At 42.9% G+C, this 23,638-nt stretch carries 19 protein-coding genes and 1 pseudogene; 9 read left to right on the top strand and 11 right to left on the bottom strand.

Features of this window, described 5'->3' with window-relative positions; all coding sequences use genetic code 11:
• Window positions 1-728 precede the first annotated feature (728 nt).
• From QE404_RS12445 to QE404_RS12425, 5 genes are all read right to left on the bottom strand, one after another.
• The gene (locus tag QE404_RS12445; protein ID WP_307453920.1) at window positions 729-2,147 is read right to left on the bottom strand and encodes a TonB-dependent receptor plug domain-containing protein; all 1,419 of its coding nucleotides are present in this window, start codon (window positions 2,145-2,147) and stop codon (window positions 729-731) included.
• Between the two features lie 193 nt (window positions 2,148-2,340).
• A complete protein-coding gene (gene proC / locus QE404_RS12440) occupies window positions 2,341-3,144 on the bottom strand; it encodes a pyrroline-5-carboxylate reductase (RefSeq protein ID WP_307450898.1) in 804 nt (267 codons plus the stop codon).
• Window positions 3,145-3,247: 103 nt separating this feature from the next.
• Window positions 3,248-4,261: a UDP-N-acetylmuramate dehydrogenase gene (gene murB / locus QE404_RS12435; protein WP_307450896.1), complete on the bottom strand. Its 1,014-nt coding sequence runs from the start codon at window positions 4,259-4,261 to the stop codon at window positions 3,248-3,250.
• Window positions 4,262-4,264: 3 nt separating this feature from the next.
• Window positions 4,265-4,744 (bottom strand): hypothetical protein, encoded by a 480-nt coding sequence (locus QE404_RS12430; protein ID WP_307450894.1) that lies wholly within the window; start codon window positions 4,742-4,744, stop codon window positions 4,265-4,267.
• Between the two features lie 15 nt (window positions 4,745-4,759).
• Window positions 4,760-5,968 carry a pyridoxal phosphate-dependent aminotransferase gene (locus QE404_RS12425; protein WP_307450892.1) on the bottom strand — a complete coding sequence of 403 codons (1,209 nt, stop codon included), beginning with the start codon at window positions 5,966-5,968 and terminating at the stop codon, window positions 4,760-4,762.
• A 116-nt stretch (window positions 5,969-6,084) separates the two neighbouring features.
• Here QE404_RS12425 and QE404_RS12420 point away from each other — a divergent pair, with 116 nt between their 5' ends.
• The 4 genes from QE404_RS12420 to QE404_RS12405 all read left to right on the top strand — a co-directional run bounded on the left by QE404_RS12420 (window position 6,085) and on the right by QE404_RS12405 (window position 8,299).
• Window positions 6,085-6,543, top strand: coding sequence for a DUF1801 domain-containing protein (locus QE404_RS12420; protein ID WP_307450890.1), 459 nt, complete (start codon window positions 6,085-6,087; stop codon window positions 6,541-6,543).
• Entirely contained in the window at window positions 6,518-7,171 is a 654-nt protein-coding gene (locus tag QE404_RS12415) for a YiiX/YebB-like N1pC/P60 family cysteine hydrolase (RefSeq protein ID WP_307450887.1), read from the top strand. Before QE404_RS12420 ends, QE404_RS12415 begins: the two co-directional genes overlap by 26 nt.
• A gap of 138 nt (window positions 7,172-7,309) precedes the next feature.
• Entirely contained in the window at window positions 7,310-7,621 is a 312-nt protein-coding gene (locus tag QE404_RS12410; protein ID WP_307450885.1) for an NIL domain-containing protein, read from the top strand.
• A gap of 345 nt (window positions 7,622-7,966) precedes the next feature.
• On the top strand, window positions 7,967-8,299 hold the full coding sequence (locus QE404_RS12405) for a hypothetical protein (RefSeq protein WP_294273479.1): 333 nt from the start codon (window positions 7,967-7,969) through the stop codon (window positions 8,297-8,299).
• 169 nt (window positions 8,300-8,468) lie between these two features.
• On the opposite strand, the gene murA is transcribed toward QE404_RS12405, so the two are convergent.
• Both murA and QE404_RS12395 read right to left on the bottom strand, forming a co-directional pair.
• On the bottom strand, window positions 8,469-9,776 hold the full coding sequence (gene murA / locus QE404_RS12400) for a UDP-N-acetylglucosamine 1-carboxyvinyltransferase (RefSeq protein ID WP_307450883.1): 1,308 nt from the start codon (window positions 9,774-9,776) through the stop codon (window positions 8,469-8,471).
• Between the two features lies 1 nt (window position 9,777).
• Window positions 9,778-10,428: a DUF4290 domain-containing protein gene (locus tag QE404_RS12395; RefSeq protein ID WP_294217554.1), complete on the bottom strand. Its 651-nt coding sequence runs from the start codon at window positions 10,426-10,428 to the stop codon at window positions 9,778-9,780.
• Window positions 10,429-10,614: 186 nt separating this feature from the next.
• Here QE404_RS12395 and QE404_RS12390 point away from each other — a divergent pair, with 186 nt between their 5' ends.
• Window positions 10,615-12,042: an alpha-amylase gene (locus QE404_RS12390; protein WP_307450881.1), complete on the top strand. Its 1,428-nt coding sequence runs from the start codon at window positions 10,615-10,617 to the stop codon at window positions 12,040-12,042.
• A gap of 50 nt (window positions 12,043-12,092) precedes the next feature.
• Here QE404_RS12390 and QE404_RS12385 read toward each other — a convergent pair whose 3' ends face one another.
• Window positions 12,093-12,506: a thiol-disulfide oxidoreductase DCC family protein gene (locus tag QE404_RS12385; RefSeq protein WP_294217561.1), complete on the bottom strand. Its 414-nt coding sequence runs from the start codon at window positions 12,504-12,506 to the stop codon at window positions 12,093-12,095.
• 5 nt (window positions 12,507-12,511) lie between these two features.
• Complete coding sequence (locus QE404_RS12380) at window positions 12,512-12,979, bottom strand: heme-binding domain-containing protein (RefSeq protein ID WP_307450878.1); 468 nt, start codon at window positions 12,977-12,979, stop codon at window positions 12,512-12,514.
• Window positions 12,980-13,212: 233 nt separating this feature from the next.
• On the opposite strand from QE404_RS12380, the pseudogene katG reads away from it, so the two are divergent.
• From katG to QE404_RS12360, 4 genes and pseudogenes are all read left to right on the top strand, one after another.
• Window positions 13,213-15,493 (top strand): annotated as a pseudogene (gene katG, locus QE404_RS12375) (catalase/peroxidase HPI).
• Window positions 15,494-15,635: 142 nt separating this feature from the next.
• Window positions 15,636-16,886 carry a hypothetical protein gene (locus QE404_RS12370; protein ID WP_307450873.1) on the top strand — a complete coding sequence of 417 codons (1,251 nt, stop codon included), beginning with the start codon at window positions 15,636-15,638 and terminating at the stop codon, window positions 16,884-16,886.
• A 212-nt stretch (window positions 16,887-17,098) separates the two neighbouring features.
• Window positions 17,099-18,409 carry a ribosome biogenesis GTPase Der gene (gene der, locus QE404_RS12365; RefSeq protein ID WP_307450871.1) on the top strand — a complete coding sequence of 437 codons (1,311 nt, stop codon included), beginning with the start codon at window positions 17,099-17,101 and terminating at the stop codon, window positions 18,407-18,409.
• Window positions 18,410-18,419: 10 nt separating this feature from the next.
• Complete coding sequence (locus QE404_RS12360) at window positions 18,420-19,061, top strand: 4'-phosphopantetheinyl transferase family protein (protein WP_307450869.1); 642 nt, start codon at window positions 18,420-18,422, stop codon at window positions 19,059-19,061.
• A 3-nt stretch (window positions 19,062-19,064) separates the two neighbouring features.
• On the opposite strand, the gene QE404_RS12355 is transcribed toward QE404_RS12360, so the two are convergent.
• On the bottom strand, window positions 19,065-19,547 hold the full coding sequence (locus QE404_RS12355; RefSeq protein ID WP_307450867.1) for a GNAT family N-acetyltransferase: 483 nt from the start codon (window positions 19,545-19,547) through the stop codon (window positions 19,065-19,067).
• A gap of 129 nt (window positions 19,548-19,676) precedes the next feature.
• A complete protein-coding gene (locus tag QE404_RS12350; RefSeq protein WP_307450865.1) occupies window positions 19,677-23,594 on the bottom strand; it encodes a Pls/PosA family non-ribosomal peptide synthetase in 3,918 nt (1,305 codons plus the stop codon).
• Between the last annotated feature and the right edge of the window lie 44 nt (window positions 23,595-23,638).

The following is a 23,638-nucleotide window of genomic DNA, read 5'->3' as shown; positions in this document are numbered from 1 at the left end:
TTATGGTGCTGCTACCGTTTTCGGTAAGATAATAGCCTGCATTGGTCTTTTTTTCCACATAAGAGGTATTTGCGAGGTTAGGACCGTTATTCCATTGGGAAAGATCTACCTGTGAGGCATCATATTGTTTGTAAGTGTGCAGCACGGTATGGAGCATCTGACGGAAACCGTTGGCCATATCTTCCTTGAAATAGGTAACGAATACATTATGGTTGCGATAGGAGAGATCCAGCCTTATTTCTTTCTTGATGCTTTTGGCCGCAGTGAGCTCTTTGTTTTCCAGGTCCTGCACATAAGTCATGAAATTCACATACCGGTACCGTTCGTCATTATGGTAGTAATTGAGCTGGGTATAATCCCAGAATTTCCTGTTCGGATACAGCATTAAAAGCGTAGGCTGCTTATAAAACTGCCCGTATCCCAAAGTAATGTCTGCTTTTAGCGGGGCATCATGGATCATAATATGCGGAAGATTGTACTGAAGGTTGATCCTCGGTTCTGCAAATACTTTTTTGCTGATTGCGTACGAACGGTCCATCCCCAATTGTTTGGAAAATCTTACACCTGCATATAATGTGAAGATATGGCGGTCCACTGCATAGCTCATCCGGTCGCCCATAAAAGCTGCCATAAGATTAGATGCCGGAATATCATTAAAAGGTCTTGGCCTTGTGTTGCTTAATGCTGCTGAATAAGGTGAATTCATATCATAAACCAGCCCTTTTCCGTTATTTTTTGAATATCTCCAATCCAGTCCGGCTTCGTACTGATGCCTGATACCCCAGGTATTTCTTGTTTCCTGTGGTCTGTAAAAGCGCGGTAATATCCAGTGGTTTTCCGTCTGTAGAGAAATCACTTATGTATCTAAGGACAGGAAATACACCGATATTTTCGCCCTGTTCAGTAGCCAGCGAGAACGACCTCGGGCCGGATAGCTGGACAAGCTTGGTCTGGTCGATTTTTTCAAACCCCTGCCTGATAGCAGTATTGAGTATGACATTATTAAAGAAATAGGCTTTATCCAGGGTATAGATGAAGTTATTGGTCAGGCTGATCCTGGTCCGGGTCTGCCTATAACGGTCAATTTCAGGTGCTCCATTGTCGGGGTCGTTTTTCTTTGAATCAATATTGGTAGAAAAATCAATACTGGAACGCCATTCCAGAGGATTGGACCAAAGTGTGCCTTTTTTTCTCGATCGGACTGATGCCGTTATCCTTTGGTAATTTTCAAAGTCGTCTGTGGGGGTAGCCTTGGAATCAAGGAAATCTGCCCCGGCACTAATCTGCCAGTTATTATTGATTTTAAAGCCTTTTCCTACATAGTACTGTTTACTGAAACCGTCTGCTTTAAACCTTGCCTGCAAAGGCGACTGGCCAATCTTGCGCTCAATTTTGATCACTCCCGAAGTCAGGTCTCCGTAGGAGGCAGAGGGAATTCCTCGGATGATTTCCACTTTTTCGATATCATTGGTGGAAATGGTCCGCATATCCACACCCGTTGTTGCGGTCTCGCGGTCTCTGGGTCCTTCTGCAAATTGTTTATTGTCGAGTGAGACCTGCATGTCTGCATTGGTATTCAGTACATTTTCATCTACGATAAACTGCACTCCAAGAGAGGTGGTATTATATGCCGTGGTGGCTGCAGAGAAATTTCCTCTGTTTTCACGGAGCAGCGGCCGGTTATTGGCATTCAGGTCAGGGACTTTGGCCAATCCTCCCGGTAAGAGTTCCATCAGGTCTGTAAAGCTTGACGGCTGCAAGTGCTCCATAGCCTTTCGGTCAATAACGGTTTTCGTGGTCAACCCTTTACCTTCTTTGGAAAACATGACCACCTCTTCCAGCTTATCCACCGGCTGCAGCTGAATCGTAAGTGTTGTGGAAGTTTTTAACTCGATATCAGATTCTTTTTCCTGATAGCCGGAGTGGCTCAACTGTAAATGATGTCTGCCTGCTTTTAAATACAAAACAGCACGGCCGTTTTTATCTGTGATAGCAGAATGTTCTGCAGAATTAACCGTTACACCGGATGTTTTTTCACCTGCTTTCCCTGTAGTATACACAATGAGTTCTAATGGATCACTTTGGGCTAATAAAAGCTGAGAACTGGATAAAAGTAGGATCAATAATGTTAAAAGCCTGATCATCATTTATTTACTGTATTTAAAATAAGCAGAGCGCAAATCTATTAATTTAATTTGCACTGAGTAAATCTTATTTAGAATAAATTAAAATAAATGATAAATGTCAGATTTTTTAGATATGAATCTTTAGACCATATACTGACCTTCTTTATTAATATTTGGATTTTCTTACCTACTTATTGACCTCCGGAGGCTTTAATCAGCCATTCAGCTCTTTGGCGCGTTTTTCCGCATTCAGGATTCCGCTTTTCAGGATATCTTTCAGGTTGTTCTCATTAAAAGTGCTTAGGGCAGCTTCAGTGGTTCCGCCTTTTGATGCAACATCACTAATGAGTTCTTCCAGATTTTTGTCAGAATTGTTAATCAGATGATAAGCACCCAGCATGGTCTGTTTCACAAAAAGCCTGGACAGGTTTTCCTGGATTCCCATTTCAACGCCCGCCTTTATCATGGCATCGATGATGTAGTAAAAATAGGCGGGCCCGCTTCCGGAAAGCGCCGTCACTCCATCCAGCAGTCCTTCATCTTCCAGATACACTGATCTTCCGGTTGAATTCAGCAATCGCTCAATATTCATCAGCTGACTGAAGGAAATTCCTGCTGCGGCAGTATAACCCGTAATTCCCATGCCAAGAAGGGTGGGAGAGTTGGGCATGGCTCTGACCACCATTGGATGGTTCAGCAGATTCTGGATTTTTTCAATTTTAATTCCTGCCATAATGGATAATACCATCTGGTGTTTCTTCAGTGTAAACCGAAAGTTTTCAGCAACGTGAAGAAAGTCCTGAGGCTTTACTGCAATAATGATAATGTCAGCATCCAGTTCTGTAACCTGGTCGAAGGTAGAAATTTCCGATTTTGGAAATTCTTCGGCTATTTTAGGAAGCTTAGATACGTTCCTGGTGATTAAATGAAGATTTTCCGGTTTTATGAGTTCATATTTCAGGAACGATTTTGAAAATGATAGGCCCATATTTCCGGCTCCGAGAATCGCGATTTTCATATTTGTTGTTTTAATGGTGTAACCCGTTTGTCAGGTGCTAGTGCAGATAGAATAAATTCGGTCAGAGATTAGCCAGCCTTATAATCGGCAGTGTATGGCTGTTTCAGATAATATTGACTTCCCGTTCCAGCTCAATACCGAACTTTTCCCGTACAGAATCAATGATCAGGGTGGAAAAATCAAAAATTTCCCTGCCTGTTGCTTTTCCGGTTGCGTTGATGATGACCAGGGCCTGTAAAGGATGTGAAGCTACATTGCCGATCTGTTTGCCTTTCCATCCGCATTGCTCAATCAGCCATCCGGCAGGAACTTTTACGCTATCTCCATTGGGATACCCCTGAATATTGGGAAAGCGCATCTGCAGTTCCTCAAACTGCGGAAGAGGAATCGTAGGATTTTTGAAGAAACTTCCTGCATTTCCCGTCTCTTTCGGATCCGGCAACTTGCTTTTTCTTATGGTGATCACAGCCTGGGCAACATCACGGATGGTAGGGTCTGCTATACCAGCACTGTTCAACTCACTGCGGATGGCGCCATATTCTGTTTTGATGCTGTGATGCTTAGTTGTCAGCCTGAAGGTTACGTTCAGAATAATGTATTTTTCTTTTCCTTCCTGCTTGAATATCGAATCACGGTATCCGAAACGGCATTTTTCAAGATCAAAATTTTCCGTTTCCATGCTGCTGAGGTTCAAAACACGGCATCGTACAAAAACATCTTTGATTTCAGTTCCGTAGGCTCCTATATTCTGGATCGGGCACGTCCCAACATTGCCGGGGATCAGGGCAAGGTTTTCCAGTCCGCCGTAATTTTTTTCCAGGCAGTACATGACAAATTGATGCCAGTTTTCCCCTGCCTGTGCAGTAACCAGGATGTGGTTGTCACCATCCGGCTGTTCAGAAATTCCTTTCAGGTCCAGCCTGATCGCCAGTCCGTTAAAATCCCCGGTCAACAGGATGTTGCTGCCTCCTCCCAGCAATAAGGTTTTCAGGGAATGGGAAGAAGAGAAGTTAACGGCTGCCTTTAATTCTTCTGGTGTATGGACCTCAGTGAAATATCTGGCTTTAGCTTCAACACCGAAGGTATTGAACGGCTGTAAGGAAACGTTTTCTTGCATGGTTTAATAATGGTCTTTCGGAAGAATCTTTTTTAACTCAATTTTAAATTTTTCCAACTGTCTGTAATGAATTGTATCGGCATAAGCGTTTACATATACATGGACTTCGGCGGGAGTCCTGACCTGAAATGTTTCATCGGTGCGGTCTACAGATTGTTTGCTTGGGGAACTCCGGATCCTATTGAGCGTACGGATGTCGATAGGTTTGATGAGGCGTTGCCACGTTGCTTTACTGATGGCTACATTTTTCTCCGCATGCTTTTTGTTAATGGTATTGCCTTTTTCCACATGAAGAGAGTCAGGACTTACCTTAATGATGGTATAAAATCCCCGGTTCCCGCCGATATAAGACAGTACGATCTGGGTGATTTGGCCGGAGGAGATGTGCCTGGATTTTTCAGGTTCTTTTCTGCAGGAGAAAAACATCAGCAATACAATGATGGGGAAGATATGCTTCGTCCTTATAGCCTGTATTGCTGACATCTTAATTTATATCAATTAAAGACTGAATTTTACCTTGTATTTCTCAAGTGCATCCTTTAGGATCTCTACACTTCTCCTCAGATCTTCTTCTTTTAAAACGTAGGCAATTCTTACCTGTTTCTTGCCAAGTTCAGGATCGCTGTAGAATCCACCCGCCGGAGCAACCATAATGGTGTCTCGGTTGGTGTTGGAATAACTTTCCAAAAGCCACTGGGCAAATTTTTCTGTATCATCTACCGGAAGTTCTGCCACGCAGTAGAAAGCACCTTTCGGTTTCGGGCAGATGACACCAGGGATAGCATTAAGAAGGTCTACAAGTACATTTCTTCTATGGGTATATTCTTCTCTTACGGCTCTGATGTAAGCTCCGTCATTCTGATGGGCGGCTGTCGCTGCAATCTGACCTAAGAGTACAGGGCTTAATCTGGCTTGGGCAAACAGCATCGCAGCATCACGTATTTTTTTAGATCGGGTAATCATACTTCCGATCCTTACTCCACACATGGAGTATCGCTTGGATTCAGAGTCAATAATGATGCAGTTTTCGCTCAGTTCAGGGAAAGCCAGCATGGAAATCTGCTGCTTGCCGTCATATACATATTCCCTGTATACTTCATCCGAAATCACAACAATGTCATACTTCAAGGCAATTTCTGCCAGTTTCTGAAGTTCTTCACGGGTGTACAGGTAACCGGTAGGATTCCCTGGGTTACAGATCACGATGGCTCTTGTTCTTGCGGTGATCTTTTTCTCGAAATCTTCAATCGGAGGAAGGGCAAAACCTGTGTCGATGCTTGAAGGTACAGCTACCACATTTACATTGAATGTGCTGGTAAATCCGTTGTAATTGGCGTAATAGGGTTCAGGAATAATCACTTCATCCCCGTCATCGCATAACGTTGAGATCGCAAAATTCAGGGCCTCAGATCCACCATTGGTCACGATGAAATTGTCTGGCGTCAAATCTGTAAAACTCAATGAATGATAATATTCGGTAAGAGCTTTCCTGTATTCCAGATTTCCTTCGGACAATGCATATTCCAATACTTTTAAATCAATGTTCTTTAAAGCATTCAAAGCCGTTTCCGGAGTTTCAATATCGGGCTGACCGATGTTGAGGTGATATACTTTTATTCCTTTTTGCTTGGCCTGTAAAGCGAAGGGAACCAGTTTTCTTACCGGTGAAGGTGGCATGTGCAGTGCTCTGTTTGAAATGTTCGGCATTGTTTAAAATTTGTATGACAAAAATAAGATTTAATTTTCCAATAAGAAAATAATCCTGTTTTGAAATGAACTATCTGTAAATTTTAATAATTTTAGCCTTTTAAAAACGGCAATACATGCAGACTACAGCTTTATCGGCAGAAGAATACCTGTCACAGATCCCTGAAGAACGGCAGGACATCTTCAAAAAACTTTTTGATACGATCCATACCCACCTTCCTGAAGGATTCAAGTTCGGGATGGGTTATGGAATGCCGGGTTGGGGTGTCCAGCTGGAGCTATATCCTGCGGGTTACCATTGTAGTCCCGGTACGCCATTGCCGTTTATCAGTATTGCTTCACAGAAAAATTTCATTGCACTGTATCATATGGGAATGTATGCCCAGCCCGAGCTCCTGGAATGGTTCACCAACGAATATCCTAAATATTCAAAACGGAAGCTTGATATGGGGAAGTCCTGCGTCAGGTTTAAAAAGATGGATGATATTCCCATGGAACTGATTGCCGAACTCTGTAAGAAAGTCACCGTCCAGGACTGGATTGAATATTATGAGAAGAACTTTAAGAAAAAATAGCCTGCTGAGATTCTTCCTGACTGTCTGTATGACAGCGGCTTTGTACAGCTGCAGGAATTCGCGGGTTACGGACCTGAAAAACGGTGACTTGCTGTTTGTAACGGCAAAGCCGACCGGACTTTCCGGTGCCATCAATAATGTAACCCAAAAGCAGGAACAGGCTTCCTTTGACCATATCGGGATTCTTGCCTGGTACGGTCGCCACCCTTATGTACTGCATGCGGCACCAGAAGGCGGTTCCCAAAAACAGCCCCTGGAAGATTTCCTGAAGGACCAGTCTGATGAAGGGCAAAAAGTGGTGTTGTACCGATTAAAACCTCCATATCGTAAAGCCATACCTGCTGCACTGGAAAGAGCAGTTTCAATGACAGGCAAGCCTTATAATTTCAACTATATTCTTAATGAAAATTCCTACTACTGTTCAGATTTTGTTGAACGGGCATTCAGGAAGGATCATATCTTCAAACTGGAGCCAATGACTTTTATCGATCCAAAAACCGGAAAGACCAATGAATTCTGGCATAAATTCTATCAACAGCGGGGTGTGAAAGTTCCTGAGGGCCAGCCTGGCTGTAATCCAAACGGGTTGGCGGGTTCGGAAAAATTGGAAAGAATCCGGGAATTGTAGAAGACTTTTTTTAAAAAATCAGGAATAAAAATGTTAAAATTGAAAATTATTAGTCTACTATTTTTGTAGAGTAATAATTTTTTATATTTTTGTTACAGATTTATGACAGAAAAATAATGACCTAATAATGCTTTTACTATGATAAGATCTGACCGCGAACTGCATGTGCTGCAAAATCCGCCTCTACAGGAAACCAAAGAATTGATACTCGAAATCGAGCTGAACGGTAAAATGAAGCTGGAGCATCTGATGAATGCTATGTACCGTAAGTTCGGAATCTGCCACAGGGTCTTATCTGCGCAGATAGAGTATATGGATGGCCGTGATTTCGGATATGTGCAGCTGTACATCGATGTAAGTCCGGAAGATCATCGTCGGCTGGAGCATTATCTGGTACAGAACAGGTTGCTGAGTACTTCAGTAGAATATACCTGCCGGAAATATACCTGAGATTCATATTGGTTTTGATTATAATAGCCGTCCCAACATTGTGTGGGGCGGCTTTTTTATTACGATATTTTAGTCATGAATAAGTACTGAAATTGATTTAATTAAATAAGTAAGTTTATATTTAAGCCTTTGTTAGAGAAATGTATACTAGCTCTGACCAAATAATTGTATTATACTGGATTGAAAAATGGTTTAATGCTCAATGCAATGAAGATTGGAAGCACGGTAATGCTATTATTAGACGAACATGAATAACCAGAATTTAAAATAAACAAAATATTTTTGAGAGTAAAGACATCAATAGAAAATAAAGTTATCTAAATATCAATCAGGTTTTACAGTATTATGCACCCAGAATTCAAAGAAAGAGTATTAGAACTATCAGATATTGACATGCAGAAAAAGTTGTGGCTCAATATCAATAATGATTCAGGTCTGATTTCATCATATTCAGATTTGTACGACTCATTATATAATGAATTGGATTGTGAAATTCAAGAAGCTGAAGTCAGTGAGTTAAAAGAAGGATTATCTCAATTGAAGACAATGCTGGATACTTATCAGGAGCCCGAGCTATATAAAAATAAATATGATGATACTGTTATTCTTGATGATCCTAATTGGCAGGAAATAGTACGAAAGACTAAGGAATTAGTAGATCATTTGGATATAAAATAGAAAAACTATTCAGTAATTAATACGTTAAAACTTCAAATCAGAGCATTAGTGTGCTCTGATTTTTTTATTAGGAATTATGTATCAGAAGAAAATGAACTTCTCGGTATAGTATAACAAAAAAGGCTGCTCATGAAGCAGCCTCTATTTATAAAATGTAAATACCAATCAATTAAATCCGCTCAATATCTGCACCGATGGCTTTCAATCTGCCGTCGATATTTTCATAGCCGCGGTCGATCTGTTCGATATTGTGGATGATGGATTTGCCTTCTGCAGAAAGGGCAGCAATAAGAAGAGCATTTCCGGCACGGATGTCAGGGGAAACCATGGTGGTACCTCTGAGCGGAGCCTCCTGGTTGAGTCCGATTACCGTTGCCCGGTGCGGATCGCATAAAATGATCTGTGCGCCCATATCGATCAGTTTATCCACGAAAAATAGCCTAGATTCAAACATTTTCTGGTGGATAAGAAGGCTTCCTTTGGCCTGTGTGGCCACTACAAGCACAATAGATAATAGATCCGGTGTGAAGCCCGGCCATGGAGCATCCGAAACCGTAAGGATGGATCCGTCAATGAATTTCTGGATTTTATAGTTTTCCTGAGCAGGGATATAAATGTCGTCATTGCTCTGTTCAAGCTCGATGCCGAGTTTACGGAATGTATTCGGGATCACGCCCAGCTGATTCCAGTTGACGTTTTTAATCGTGATTTGAGATTTCGTCATGGCAGCAAGTCCGATCCACGAACCGATTTCCACCATATCCGGAAGCATGGTGTGCTCAGTTCCGTGAAGGTATTCAACACCTTCAATTGTAAGGAGGTTAGAACCGATACCGGAAATATTGGCGCCCATTCGGTTGAGCATTTTGCAAAGCTGCTGAAGGTAAGGCTCGCAGGCAGCATTGTAGATTCTGGTTTTCCCTTTCGCCAGGACGGCAGCCATTACAATATTGGCTGTTCCGGTTACTGAAGCTTCTTCCAGAAGGATGAACTTTCCTCTCAGCTCTTTGGCTTTCAGGGAATAATAGTATTCTTCCTCATCATAATGAAATTCAGCACCAAGTTCCACAAGGCCCTGGAAATGGGTGTCCAGCCTTCTTCGTCCGATTTTGTCTCCACCCGGAGTCGGCATATACGCCTCTCCGTAACGGGCAAGCATGGGACCCATCAGCATAATGGAACCGCGCAGTTTGGCACCGTCCTTTTTGAACTCATCGGACTTGATATAATTGAAGTCTACTTTATCTGATTTGAAGGTGTAATCGCCTTTTCCGTTCTGGGTAACGCGAACACCGAAGTCTCCCAGGATTTCAATCAGCCTGTTGACATCATGGATGTCCGGGATATTATTGATTCTTACTTCATCATCGGTCAGCAATACTGCACATAAAATCTGCAGGGCCTCATTTTTGGCCCCCTGTGGAGTGATTTCACCTTGCAGTCTTTTTCCTCCCCGTATTTGAAATGTCCCACTCATCTTATTTTCTGTTTTTATAATTGTGTCTTTTTTTATTGGGCTGATTTTTATTATTGTTGTTGTTTTTGTTGTTGTTATTGTTGTTCCTGTTGTTATTGCTGGTGTAATAGATCTTGCTCTTTTCCAGCGATTCTATTCCGGTCAGGTCCAGCCTGTTTTCAGAGAGTTCTTTCAGGTGACGGAAAATGACGTCATCCGTTACATGTTCTTTATTGTAAACATTATAGGACTTCTTCATATTGTTGGCGATCACTTCAATCAGGGCTTCCTTCTCATCGCCGGGTTCCAGCTCTATAGCCTTATCGATCAACTGTAGGATACTTTTCCCGTAGAATTTGAACTCTCCCTGAAGCTTGGGATATTCCATGCGCTTAGGTTTTTCGGCCAATTGTTCACGCGTAGGGAAAGGGTAAGGGGAGTCTACATCCAGGTCATAATCAGACAGGATGAAAAGATGGTCCCAAAGTTTATGATTGTAGTTTTCTTCGTCACGGAGCTGAGGGTTTCTCTGACCCATAAAATCGATGATAGCCGCCGCCATTTCATTCCTTTCCGTTTTGTCGGAAACTTCTTTGCAGCGCTCAACCAACTGTTGTATAATCCTGCCGTATTCCGGCATGTAAAGCTGAGTTTTTTGGGTGTTATATTCCATAATGTGCAAATATATGGATTAAAAGAAAACCTATCCTGAAAATCTTAAAAGTTTATCATTTCTTAATAAGAAAACAGACCGGATCATTCTATTATGATTGAATAAAAGTTGTTTTTTTTCATTCCGGTCAGCATTTGTTTCAATAAAATTGTAATTTAGGTATAGGCTTAATAATTAAATCAGCTTATGAAAAAATCAACTTTACTGTATTACTGCCTGGCCTTTGGATCCGTGATTTCCTGCCGGAGCAACGATGAAATATTACCTGCTTCACAGGCAGAGGTGCACAATAAGACCGTGGATGTCACCCATCATGACGGGCGGCCTTTCAGTACGGGAAATGGATCTTCAACAGCAAAATTTGTTGCCGGACCTGGCGGCGGAGTACTGATGCAGGGCTTCTATTGGGATGTGCCTGCAGGCGGAACCTGGTGGGACACGGTGAGAGGTAAATTAACCGACTGGTCCAATGCCGGAATCGGTGCCGTATGGCTGCCACCGGCCTCAAAAGCTCAGAACGGGCCTTATTCCATGGGATATGATCCTACAGATTATTACGATTTCGGAAACTTTAACCAGAACGGAACTGTGGAAACCCGTTTCGGGTCTAGGACCGAACTGGAAGCACTTATTACCAAAGCCCACGAGGAAAATATGCAGGTGTATGCAGATATTGTCATCAACCACAACAGCGGCGGGCAGTCTGAATACAATCCGTACACCGGAAGCAATACATGGACTAATTTTTCAGGCGTAGCCTCCGGAAAATTCACCAGGAATTATAACGATTTTTACAAAAATTCTTATGGCAACAATGATGAAGGCTCCTTTGGAGATTTTCCGGATCTGTGCCATGCCAATCCTTACGTACAGGACTGGCTTTGGGGAAGGGATGATTCGGTGGCAAAATACTATAAGAATGTCATGAAGTTTGACGGATGGAGGTTTGATTATGTAAAAGGTTTCGGACCTTGGGTAGTTAACAACTGGAATTCCAGCGTTGGCGGATTTTCTGTTGGTGAGTTATGGGACTCCAATGTCAATACCCTTGAATCATGGGCGAATAATGCCAACAGTTCTGTATTTGATTTTGCGGCCTACTATAAAATGGATGAAGCTTTTGACAATAATAACCTGAATGCACTGAATGATGATATGATGTGGAAAAGGAATCCCTACAAGGCAGTGACCTTTGTGACTAACCATGATACGGACATCATCTACAATAAAATGCTCGCTTATGCATATATCCTGACCCATGAAGGGTATCCTACCATTTTCTACCGTGATTATGAAGAGTGGCTGAATAAAGAACGCATGAACAACCTGATCTGGATTCATAATAACAAAGCAACGGGAACCACTTCCATCCTGTATACGGATAATGATGAATATATTGCCAGACGGAACGGGTATAACGGAAATCCGGGACTTGTAGTATACATCAATAATTCCTCATCCTGGCAGGAACGATGGATCCAGACCAACTGGGCCGGGAAGCAGATCAAGGATTTTACAGGAAACTCGAGTTGGTATCCTACCACACAGGGAGATCAGTGGGTGAAAATCCAGAGCCCTCCCAACAGTTATTCCGTATGGTCCCTGAATCAATAAACCAAAGGCTGCTTTTTAGGAAGCAGCCTTTATTTTGATGTTAATTTTATTTAAACTTCGATAAATTTTTTCCTCTGATGAGGAGTAGGAAGGTAGCACTTCTGGTTGGCCAGTTTCATCCGGTTTTTAGAAACCACATCATACAGTTTGTCTCTTAAAAACTGAGGAATAATTTTTCCGATGGCTGAAAGCTGATAAATCCCACCCAACAATCGGGCAATCTCCAGGACAGCAGAAGACTTGATCAGATAATATGAATTCGGTTTCCAAAGATACATCGTATTGAAAACCTGGGTGTCAAGACCTCTTTCAGATAAGAATTTCTGCCCGAAATCAGATTGCAGGGAAGCAAACATAAATTGATCTTTAGTATCCCTTTCCAGGATCCATTGCACCCAGAAATTGCATACTCCGCATTCGCCGTCGAAAAAGACAATATATGTATTGGTGAATTCCTCCTGCATGGCCATTATTTTAAAAGCATTATTTTCCTTTCGGTATCATCCTTCATTTTTCTGAAGTATGCCGCAAGTCTGTTGCGCTGCTCATCCGTGAGTTTGGCTTCCTGATGACCAACGATATAACTTTCCAAAGGCATCTCTTTGTTGGTTACCACCTCTATGCATTCCTGCAATTTGTGTGCCTGCACCTTAGCCGGATATGATGAAAAGGTTGAAAAATTAAGTTCTTTACGGCCTTCATCAATATGGTTTTTAAGGAACCATGAAGCAGGAGCTATATTTGCATACCAAGGGTAACGTGTTTCATTGGAATGACAGTCATAACATGTTGTTTTGATCATTTTTGCCGTTTCAGCCGGTGTTTTTTTGATGTTGATAAAATCCATTCCCTTATTGATCGGCGGATTTGTTTTATCAATCGGGAAAAACTGCATCATGATAAAGGCAACCAAAATAATAGTTAATATTTTTTTCATACTTAATGTTTTGACATGATATAAAAATACTTAAATTTATTTGTACGGAAAAATATTGAATTGAATTTATACTTTTAGGTCACTATACAATCCTTATACCGACAGAATGAAGGAGTTTAATTATAGTTTTTGGCTATTGTTGATATTAAAATTAATAGATTGTATTTATGATTAAACTGATGTATGTTTGCGACATCAATAATGATATCTGAACAATATAAACAAGAACTATAATGGAAGGAAAAGATTTGAATGACATCAGCAAATGCCCGTTTCATAACGGGACCATGAAAAAAGAGAACGTAGCCGGCGGCGGTACCCAGAACAAAGACTGGTGGCCGGATCAGCTTAGGGTGGATATCCTGAGGCAGCACTCATCAAAATCCAATCCGATGGATGAGGATTTCGATTATGCGGAAGCATTTAAAAGCCTTGATCTCGAAGCTGTTAAAAAGGATCTTCACGAACTCATGACAGATTCACAGGACTGGTGGCCGGCAGATTTCGGGCATTATGGTCCTTTGTTCATCCGTATGGCTTGGCATAGTGCAGGAACCTACCGTGTAGGCGACGGAAGGGGAGGAGCCGGAGCAGGCCAGCAGAGGTTTGCCCCGCTGAACAGCTGGCCGGACAACGTAAGCCTTGATAAGGCAAGGCGTCTGTTGTGGCCGATCAAGCAGAAATACGGCAAAAAAATATCATGGGCTGATCTTCTTATCCTTACCGGAAATATTGCACTGGAATCGATGGGCTTTAAAACTTTCGGGTTTGCAGGAGGCCGTGCAGATGTGTGGGAGCCGGATCAGGATGTATACTGGGAGAGCAGAAAAAACCTGGCTGGGCGGTGATTTAAGGTATTCTCACGGATCGGAAGGAGTAGAGGGCCACGGCGTATTGTCAGCAGATGATGATGCGGACGGAAAGATCCACTCCAGAGACCTTGAAAAGCCATTGGCGGCGGTGCAAATGGGACTTATCTATGTAAATCCGGAAGGACCGGACGGAAATCCGGATCCTATCGCCGCGGCAAAAGACATCCGCGATACGTTCGGCCGCATGGCTATGAATGATGAAGAAACCGTAGCGCTGATTGCAGGAGGCCATACATTCGGGAAAACACACGGTGCCGGACCGGCAGATCATGTAGGAAAGGAACCTGAAGCAGCTGGTATAGAATCACAGGGGCTTGGATGGGAAAATACCTATAAATCTGGAAAAGGCCCGGATACGATTACCAGTGGACTGGAAGTGATCTGGACGGAAACCCCTACCCAATGGAGCAATTATTTCTTCAAAAACCTTTTTGAGAATGAATGGGAACTTACGAAGAGCCCTGCAGGAGCCCATCAGTGGGTAGCAAAAAATGCAGAAGAAATTATCCCCGATGCCTTCGACCCTTCTAAAAAACACAGGCCAACGATGCTTACGACAGACCTTTCGCTAAGGATGGACCCTGAGTACGAAAAGATTTCAAGACGTTTTTATGAAAATCCGGATGCTTTTGCTGATGCCTTTGCGAGAGCATGGTTCAAGCTTACCCACAGGGATATGGGACCCAAGGCAAGATATTTAGGACCGGATGTTCCTCAGGAAGAATTGATCTGGCAGGACCCTGTTCCGGCTGTAGATCATGAGTTGGTGGATGAATCTGATGTAAAAACCCTGAAAGAAAAAATCCTTAATTCCGGATTGAGTATTTCAGAACTGGTTTCTGTAGCATGGGCCTCCGCTTCAACATTCAGGGGAAGCGATAAGCGCGGTGGCGCCAACGGGGCAAGAATCCGTCTTGAACCTCAGAAAAACTGGCAAGTGAATAATCCGGCACAGCTGCAGAAAGTATTGGGCGTGCTGGAATATATCAGGAAAGAATTTAATGGTGCACAAAGCGGAAACAAAAAAATATCCATTGCCGACCTGATCGTGCTGGCAGGAAGTGCAGCTGTTGAAAAGGCCGCCGCCGAAGCGGGTCATTCTGTAGAAGTTCCTTTCACGGCAGGGCGTACCGATGCTTCCCAGGAACAGACGGATGTAGAATCTATGGGATACCTTGAGCCTGTTGCAGACGGATTCAGGAATTATCTGAAAAAGAAATATTCCGTATCTACGGAATCCCTTCTCATTGATAAAGCGCAGCTTTTAACCCTTACCGCACCGGAATTAACCGTGCTGATTGGTGGAATGCGTGCATTGGGTGCTAATTACGACGGTTCTTCACATGGTATTTTCACACAGAAGAAAGAAGTATTAACCAATGATTTCTTTATCAACCTGCTGGATATGAATACCCAATGGAAATCCGCTTCGCAGGACAATGAAGTCTATGAAGGAAGAGACCGCAAAACCGGTGAACTGAAATGGACCGCTACGCGTGCAGATCTGGTATTCGGTTCCAATGCGGAACTAAGGGCTGTAGCAGAAGTGTATGCCGCTTCAGACGCCCAGGAAAAATTCATAAAAGACTTCGTTTCGGCATGGGTTAAAGTGATGAATCTAGACCGATTTGATTTAATCTGATTTGATAAAATTTTAATTATTTAACATAATCAATGAAAGGCAGTTTAAACAACTGTCTTTTTTTTATGGTATTTTTAATTTTAACAGTTAAAAATTGGAATCTATTTAAATATGAAATAGTTTTGTGCATAAAAACAATTTTATGACAAAAAAACTATTACCTTTTTTAGTGTTAGGATCTTTTACATTTGCACAAGTAGGAATAAACACCCAAAATCCAAAGGCAACATTAGAAGTATTAGGAAATCCATCTGACACAAACAAGTTTGACGGAATTATTGCTCCGAGAATTACCGGAAATCAATTAAGATCCAAAACTTATACAGATCTTCAGACTGGGGCTTTGGTGTATGTAACAACTGCCGATTCTGCTCCTGCCGGTCAGACTATTGATGTAACTTCTGTAGGATATTATTATTTTAACGGAGATTTAAGTAAATGGATAAAAATCTCGTCCGGAAATTTGTCGGAGCCCTGGAAAGTTCAGGGATCCAATGCGGTTTCCACTCAGAATACGGAGAACATCTATCAACAGGGGAAAGTAGCGGTTGGCACAAATTCTTCATCAGCAGTCAGTACAAAACAGTTGGATGTTGCCGGTGATTTCAGGGCAAAATATTCAGACGGAACAAATTATTATGGTCTTGAGACCAACTCTTCAGATGTTGGAATTCCTGTTAATATGATGTATTACTCCAATAATGCAGATTTGAACTCTGCTACAGAAAGCAGCTCTGTTTTGGTATATTCCGGAACAAGTGCTTTGCAATCATCTAGCGGTTCCGGAGCAGTAACTGCAGGTGTTTTTTCCAGTTCTACAGGAAGCAATTTCGCATTGGTTGCCAATAATCAGAATCAAAGTATATCATCATCAATTTGGGGGCATAATGATGCTAATGAAAGCAATTTATATTTAAGTCACAGCAGGACAAATGGTGAATCTGCCAGTATGACCATCGATAAAACTAATGGCGTTACTTTTAACTTTTCAAATTCTGCAGGCAATGCTCAGGGAGCTTATACTTTTCCGAGAACAAACGGTTCTGCAGATCAGGTGTTAGTGACTAACGGTGGGTCAGGAAGTGCCAACCTGGCCTGGAAAAGTGTTTCATCGATTACTCAAAAAATAAGGACTCTGGCTTCCGGAACTGTTGCTGCCGATGATTTTACTATTCTTGTAACGGGAAACATAATGCTTCCCGCTGCAAATAGCTCTAATTTAGGTAAAGTGTACAACCTGATCAATGATACAACCGGAAATGTTACTGTAAGCGGAACATTCAGGATTAATGGCGGAAATTTTTCCAACTACGGACTGACTGCCAGTGATTCAGGAAGAGGAGTCGTTGTGCAAAGCACCGGGGCTGCCTGGGTACTTATATCCAGGTATTAATCATTGGTACTTCATCTGCAATACATTATTTTTAAATAATCTAAAGATCAACGGATTAAAATGTAAAGCGTTTAGACCTGAAGCTTTCTATTGCCACAGTAATCAAGTGAAATAAAAAAACTATCTTTGCAAAAAAATTGGGCTCCAAAAGTTGGAGAAACCCATTAATAATCTTATCCTGAGCTTTGTCGAAGGATTATTAAACATTTTTTATGTCGAATATTGTCGCAATCGTTGGGCGTCCCAACGTAGGAAAATCAACACTTTTTAATCGTTTACTGGAAAGAAGGGAGGCCATCGTAGATGCTACTGCCGGGGTAACCCGTGACCGTCATTACGGAAAGTCTGACTGGAACGGCGTAGATTTCACGGTGATTGATACCGGAGGGTATGACGTGAATAACGATGATGTTTTCCAGGGAGAAATATCAAAGCAGGTTCAGCTTGCTGTAGATGAGGCTACTTCAATCATTTTCATGCTGAATGTGGAAGAAGGCCTTACTGATACCGATTATGAAATCTATGAGATGCTCAGAAGATCGAATAAGCCGGTGTATATTGTCGTGAACAAAGTAGATTCGGCGAAAGAAGAATTGGCCGCAACAGAATTTTACCAGCTGGGTATCGAAAAATATTATACGCTGTCTTCTGCAACAGGTTCAGGAACAGGGGATTTGCTGGATGATATCGTTAATGATTTCCCAACTACAGAATATAAGGATCCGTTTGAAGGACTGCCTAAAATCACCATTGCCGGCCGGCCGAATGTGGGAAAATCCACGCTTACCAATGCTTTGCTGGATACAGACCGGAATATTGTAACCGATGTTGCAGGAACTACTCGGGACAGTATTCAGACCTTATATAACAAATTCGGACATGAATTTGTACTGGTGGATACGGCAGGGATGAGACGAAAATCAAAGGTTTCTGAAGACCTGGAGTTTTATTCCGTGATGCGTTCCATCCGTTCCATTGAGTTTTCTGATGTGGTGATCATCATGGTGGATGCCACTCTGGGCTGGGAATCCCAGGATATGAATATTTTCGGGCTCGCTCAGAAAAACAGGAAAGGAATCGTGATTGTGGTGAATAAATGGGACCTTATTGAAGATAAGCATACCAATACCGTAAGGGATTTCGAAAAATCCATCAGAGATAAGATCGGCCAGTTCAGCGATATTCCGATCCTTTTTGTTTCAGCGTTAACGAAACAGAGAATCCTGAAAGTGGTGGAAACTGCAATGACGGTTTATGAAGACCGCAAGAAGAAAATTAAAACTTCAAAATTAAACGAAGTGATGCTTCCTATTTTTGAAGGGACACCGCCGCCGGCCAACAAAGGGAAATACATCAAGATCAAATATTGTGTACAGCTGCCTACGCCTTCTCCGCAGTTTGTGTTTTTCTGCAACCTTCCGCAGTATGTGAAAGAGCCTTATAAAAGGTTTACAGAAAACCAGCTGAGAAAAGAATTCGGGTTTACCGGAGTTCCGATTGAAGTGTATTTCAGGCAAAAGTAAAAAGCCGGTTATGGAAATTTGGGTCGCATACAGTTTTCCTGATCGAAATGATGAAGAACGGCTGGAAGCGCTTTTCGCCCAACTTCCTGCTCCTATTACGGAGCCGGTGAACAGATATAGAAATCCTGCTGACAGGAAAGGCAGGATAATCTCAAAATTATTATTAGAAACCCTGGTAAGGAAACATTTTCCTCACCAGGGTTTTTCATGGGACCGTTACCGGAAAGATGCCTTATCAAAACCTTATATGCAAGGATTAGACATCTGTTTCAGTACTTCCCATCATGATGCGCTAAGTATTGTATGCATAACCTCAGGAAAAGCATGCGGAGTGGATTCAGAACTCGCGAGACCTGTAGACCCTGAGCTTTACCATGATTTTCTCCATCCTCATGAAAAAGATCTTATCGCAAGCAATACAGATCAGGCAACATCTTTTTATAAGATCTGGACCCGGAAAGAAGCAATTCTGAAAGCTTTAGGTGTTGGGATATCGTATGAAATGAATTCCATAGATGCACACAAGGATATTGTTATGGCAGGAAATCATTCATATGTTACCACACCCTTATTTTTATCTGCAAGCATAGTAACTCATCTGGCTACACCTGAAGCCATCAGTACACTACATCTCGAGGAAATATCCTTCTGAGATTCAGAGCCACTTTTCATACAGCAACCTTACCGGACTGTAACCCTGTTTCGAGAGCCAGCTCTGCATGATATGGTTGCTGCATGAGGTGAAACGGTAAATCCTTCTGATAGAATATTCTTTATAAGCTTCTTCAAAGGCTGCGTTCAGCGCAGAGTAAATTCCCTGTTTACGATATTCCGGTTTTACATAACCATCCGAAACATAAAGGTCATCCTGATCGCCCAGTTCGAAATTGCTGTCATCCTTTTCCTCCATATATCCGAATATAAATCCGATAGCTTTGCCTTCAGTTTCGGCAATCATGAATGTTCCGTTATTTTCTTCCTCACATTCAGCCATAAACCGGAGATAATTCTTCCGGATCAACGGCCAGTCAGCTGTATTGGGATTCATTTCCTTTTCAGAAAGATGCAGTTCGCCTACCAGTTCATCTACAACCTGGAGGTTTTCATTAATAAGTATTTTCCGGATCGTGTACTCCATTATTTAAATTTTAAATAGTTCACCAATTGACATTTTAAACTAACCCGCACTCAGTTAACTCCATTATTTAATCGATAAATAAGAATAAAATCAATCATCAATCATCATCCATTACTCACTGCCCATACCTCACTTCCCCCGCACCGGGCTTCCATACCAGGAAGTATTATCGGACAATACCTCTCCCTTCATCACCAGGGATAAGGCATCCACGGTAACATGGTCACCGATTTCAGTATCATACAGGATGATCGTTCTTGTATTGATGGTGGTCTGCTTTCCGATCTTAACGGGACCTACTTTCATGATCCGGTCTTCAAAAAGGTGCGTTTGCGGGCCGCAGTCTTCATTCAGCATGGCTTCGTCGCCAATGGAAACCATATCATATTCTGTAATATCGGTGGTGTTCAGCCATACTCTTTTACCGATCTTCACACCCAGGAATCTCATAAAGAACGGCAGCCATAAAGTTCCGCGGAGGAAATCAAGGAAAAACTGAACGGGAAGCGCCTCGTATAAGGTGGTAATTCCCTCGCTAAGCCATACTTTAAGACTGTACATAGGCATTTCCGATTTTTTATATTTCCCTACGAAAATCCACTTCAGCAAAGCAGTGAAGAAGAAACACGGAAGTGCAACGATTCCCAGATAATAAAAAGGAGAAAACAGCAGCAGGTGATGGATCCTTCCTTCCATATATGTACTGGTATATGCCACGAACAGTACGCTGCAGATGATCACCACGGTTTGTGGCAGGATGATTCTGATGCCTTCTACCAAAGCTCTTGCGATTTTCAATCGTACAGGCGGATTATAGGTAAGGTTGTCCTGGAATACATCCGATTTCTGCCTGGAGGGCAGTCCGATCGGAGGAGAGCCGAACCAGTCTTTTTCCTGGGAGTTTTGAAGCTGTTCTTCTGTGGGAGCTTTGCTCAGCACGCCGATCAGCATGTTGTCTCCCAACTCATAACCTTGGGGAATCAGTCCGCTATTGCCCACAAAACTGTTGTTGCCAATTTTTGTTTTTTCCAGGATCAGTTTCTCATTCCGCACATCATGTTCGCCAAGGATCACTGCATCGGCAATGAATGAACCTTCACCGATTTCCAGCAGGTTATGGGAAACATCGCTGGCGGTAGAAATTTCTGAATTCCGGCCTACTTTTGCTCCCATCATCCTGTAGAATTTGCTGATGTATACCGAAGCGAAAAGAGGATGGATGACAATTAGGGAGAGATTGAAAATCTGGTCTTTCACCCACTTTCTGTAATACGTAAAACTATATACAGGATAAATCCCCGGCTCCATCTTATATTGAAGTACCCTGGTCACCAGGCTTACGATCAGAATGAAGAGCAGGATATACACGGCTGACAGCAGCGGGGCCTGCCAGAGATAGTAAAAGCTGTAATCCGGTGACTGTTCGTCAAGATAGTACAATGTATACAGGGTAGGGGCCAGCGGTAAAACGATGAGCAGCGGGAAGAAAAATAATGAGCATGCATATAAAAAAGCAAACCTGTTTCTTTTTCCTGCTGAGGAAAGTTTTGGAATATCCAGCTCTTCACCCGATTTTATTCTCAGCTTTTCAGCCGGGCTTCCGTTCCAGATTTCACCGTAACCGATTTTTTGCCCTTCATTAAGGCAGCTCAGGTCCTGGAGCTCTCCAAACTCTTCAATAACCGTATCTCCGCATAGGATGGCTGAGGAACCAAGGTATGCGTGGGCTTTGATATGCACTTTCCTGATCCTTAATATTCCGTTTTCCACAGAAGCATTGTCTATACTGCATCCGGAACTGGTGTTGACGTTGGCATCAATCGTTACCAGGTCTTCCGCCGCTATCGGAAGCAAGCTCAGCTGTGCGCTGGGATGTACTTTTACGCCCAGCAATCTCAGGTATTTAGGGTATAAAGGTGTTTCAACAATGAATTCCGAAGGCATCAGCCTTTTAACGGTTTTCCACAGCCACCACCTGAAATAATACCAGCCCCAAAGCGGATAGTCACCTTCTTTAATTTTTCCTATGACCAGCCATTTAACAATGATGATCACCAAAGAATATACGGGCGGAATAAGCGTGTACAGCAATATGGCGCTGAGCAGTGCAAAACCGGTCCCATAGTCATTCAGCTGAAAATAATAATAACTTAGGTAAGGGAAAAATATCTGGAAGCTCAGCAAAGAAAATATCGCGAACAGGCAAACCGTCTGCGCAGCATTGCATAGGTAATATTGTAGCGTGGAAACCCTCGTAAAAGGCTCCTGGTGCTGATTTTCAGCGGGCTGTTTGTGGCTGAGGCACTCTGCGAAGGCAGAAAGAGGCCGGTTTTCATAAATATCTTTAAGAGAAGCGTAAGGTATGCCTGCTTTTTGCCTGAGATGGGATACCAGTGTCGCTGCCAGCAGGGAATGTCCGCCCAGATCTGTAAAGAAATCCTGTCCCAGGCTGATCGGCTTACCCGGAAATACCCATTGCAGGGTCTGGATCAGTTTATCTTCCAGGGAAGCTCCGGGATCAATGGAAATCTCTTCACTTTTTTCATGGACGGTAAAACTTTCGGGAAGCGGAAGTTTCTTGCGGTCTATTTTTCCGCTCGGCATCCTCGGCATTTCTTTCATGCTGATGATGGCAATCGGCACCATATAGGGGGCCAGGAATTTTGCAATTTCCTTCCGCATTTCGTGTTCATCAAATGCGGCATTATGATTCATTACCGTATAGCCTACAAGCTGCCCCTGCCCGTTGGCGTCTTCCTTTACGGCCACGGCGGCAGAGGAAACTCCGGGAAGCTGGTTCAGCCTGGATTCTATTTCGCCCAGCTCGATCCTGTAGCCGCGGAGTTTGATCTGATCATCGATCCTTCCCTGGAAATCGATGAATCCATCTTCACGGAAGATAACAGCGTCCCCGGTTTTATAAATCGTATCACCCGGCATTTCGGGAAAAGGATTGGGGAGGAATTTCTGTTCGGTAAGCTCAGGAAGGTTAAAATATCCCTTGCTTACGCCCGGGCCGGAAATGATCATTTCTCCGCGCTCTCCACGGGGAACAATATTAAGCTGTTCATCAACGATCGCGATATGGTAATTCGGTAAAGGGCCTCCGATAGTCAGTTCCTGGTCACGGTTCAGAATCGCCATATTGGAAGAAACCGTAGTTTCCGTAGGTCCATAACTGTTGATGAATATCCGGTAGGGTTGTGCCCATTTTTCCTGTACCTGCTTAGTGCAGGCTTCACCCCCGGTATTGATAAGACGGATGGAAGGCACTTCATCAATGATGGCCAAGATACTCGGTACAGCATGAAGAACCGTGATTTTATTTTCGGTTAGCACCTTGCTTAATTCATCAATGGCCTTTACTGTTGTGGCATCGGCCACCCAGATGGTTGCTCCGGAAAAAAGACTGATCCATACTTCTTCGCACCACATGTCAAAGGAAACCGAAAATCCCTGGTATACCACATCCGTATCTTTGATCCCGATGAAATCCTCTTCGGAACGGATGAGGTGGCAGATATTACGGTGGGAAATGGGGATCCCTTTTGGGTTTCCGGTACTCCCTGAAGTAAATAGGACATACGCCCAGCGATCCGGATCGCTATCCACCGGTAAAGGAGGAACGTCTTCCTGTGGCTGTGGAGCAATGGGTATCGGTTGGCAATGGATGTCGGCATCTGTATCAGAAAAATAGGCCTTGACATCAATGTCCGTAAAAACTTTTTTGATGCGGTCTTCCGGCATTTCCCGGTCAAGAGGAACGTAAGTGGCACCTGCTTTCAAAATCCCCAGAATGCAAACGGGGAGTTCAAGGCTCCTGGGATACCAGACGCCAACACGGTCGCCGGGCACCACACCTTCCTGATGGAGCTGCCGGGCAATAGCATTGCTCCAGCTGTCAAGCTCGCCGTAAGTAAGCTTTTTATCCTTGTAAATAAAAGCAGTTTTATGCCTGTACCGTTCAAATACAGGGCTTAATAGATGAGGGAGGGTTTCGTCTTTAATAAATTCCGGACAGATTTTTCCTAAAATTAAACTGTTCATTATTTGTGGGTCTCTGTTTGAGTCTTTTTAATGTTTAATCGATT

The organism is Chryseobacterium camelliae (assembly GCF_030818575.1).
GTDB classification, from domain to species: Bacteria; Bacteroidota; Bacteroidia; order Flavobacteriales; family Weeksellaceae; genus Chryseobacterium; species Chryseobacterium camelliae_A.
This window is presented reverse-complemented; position numbering and strand designations above follow the sequence as displayed.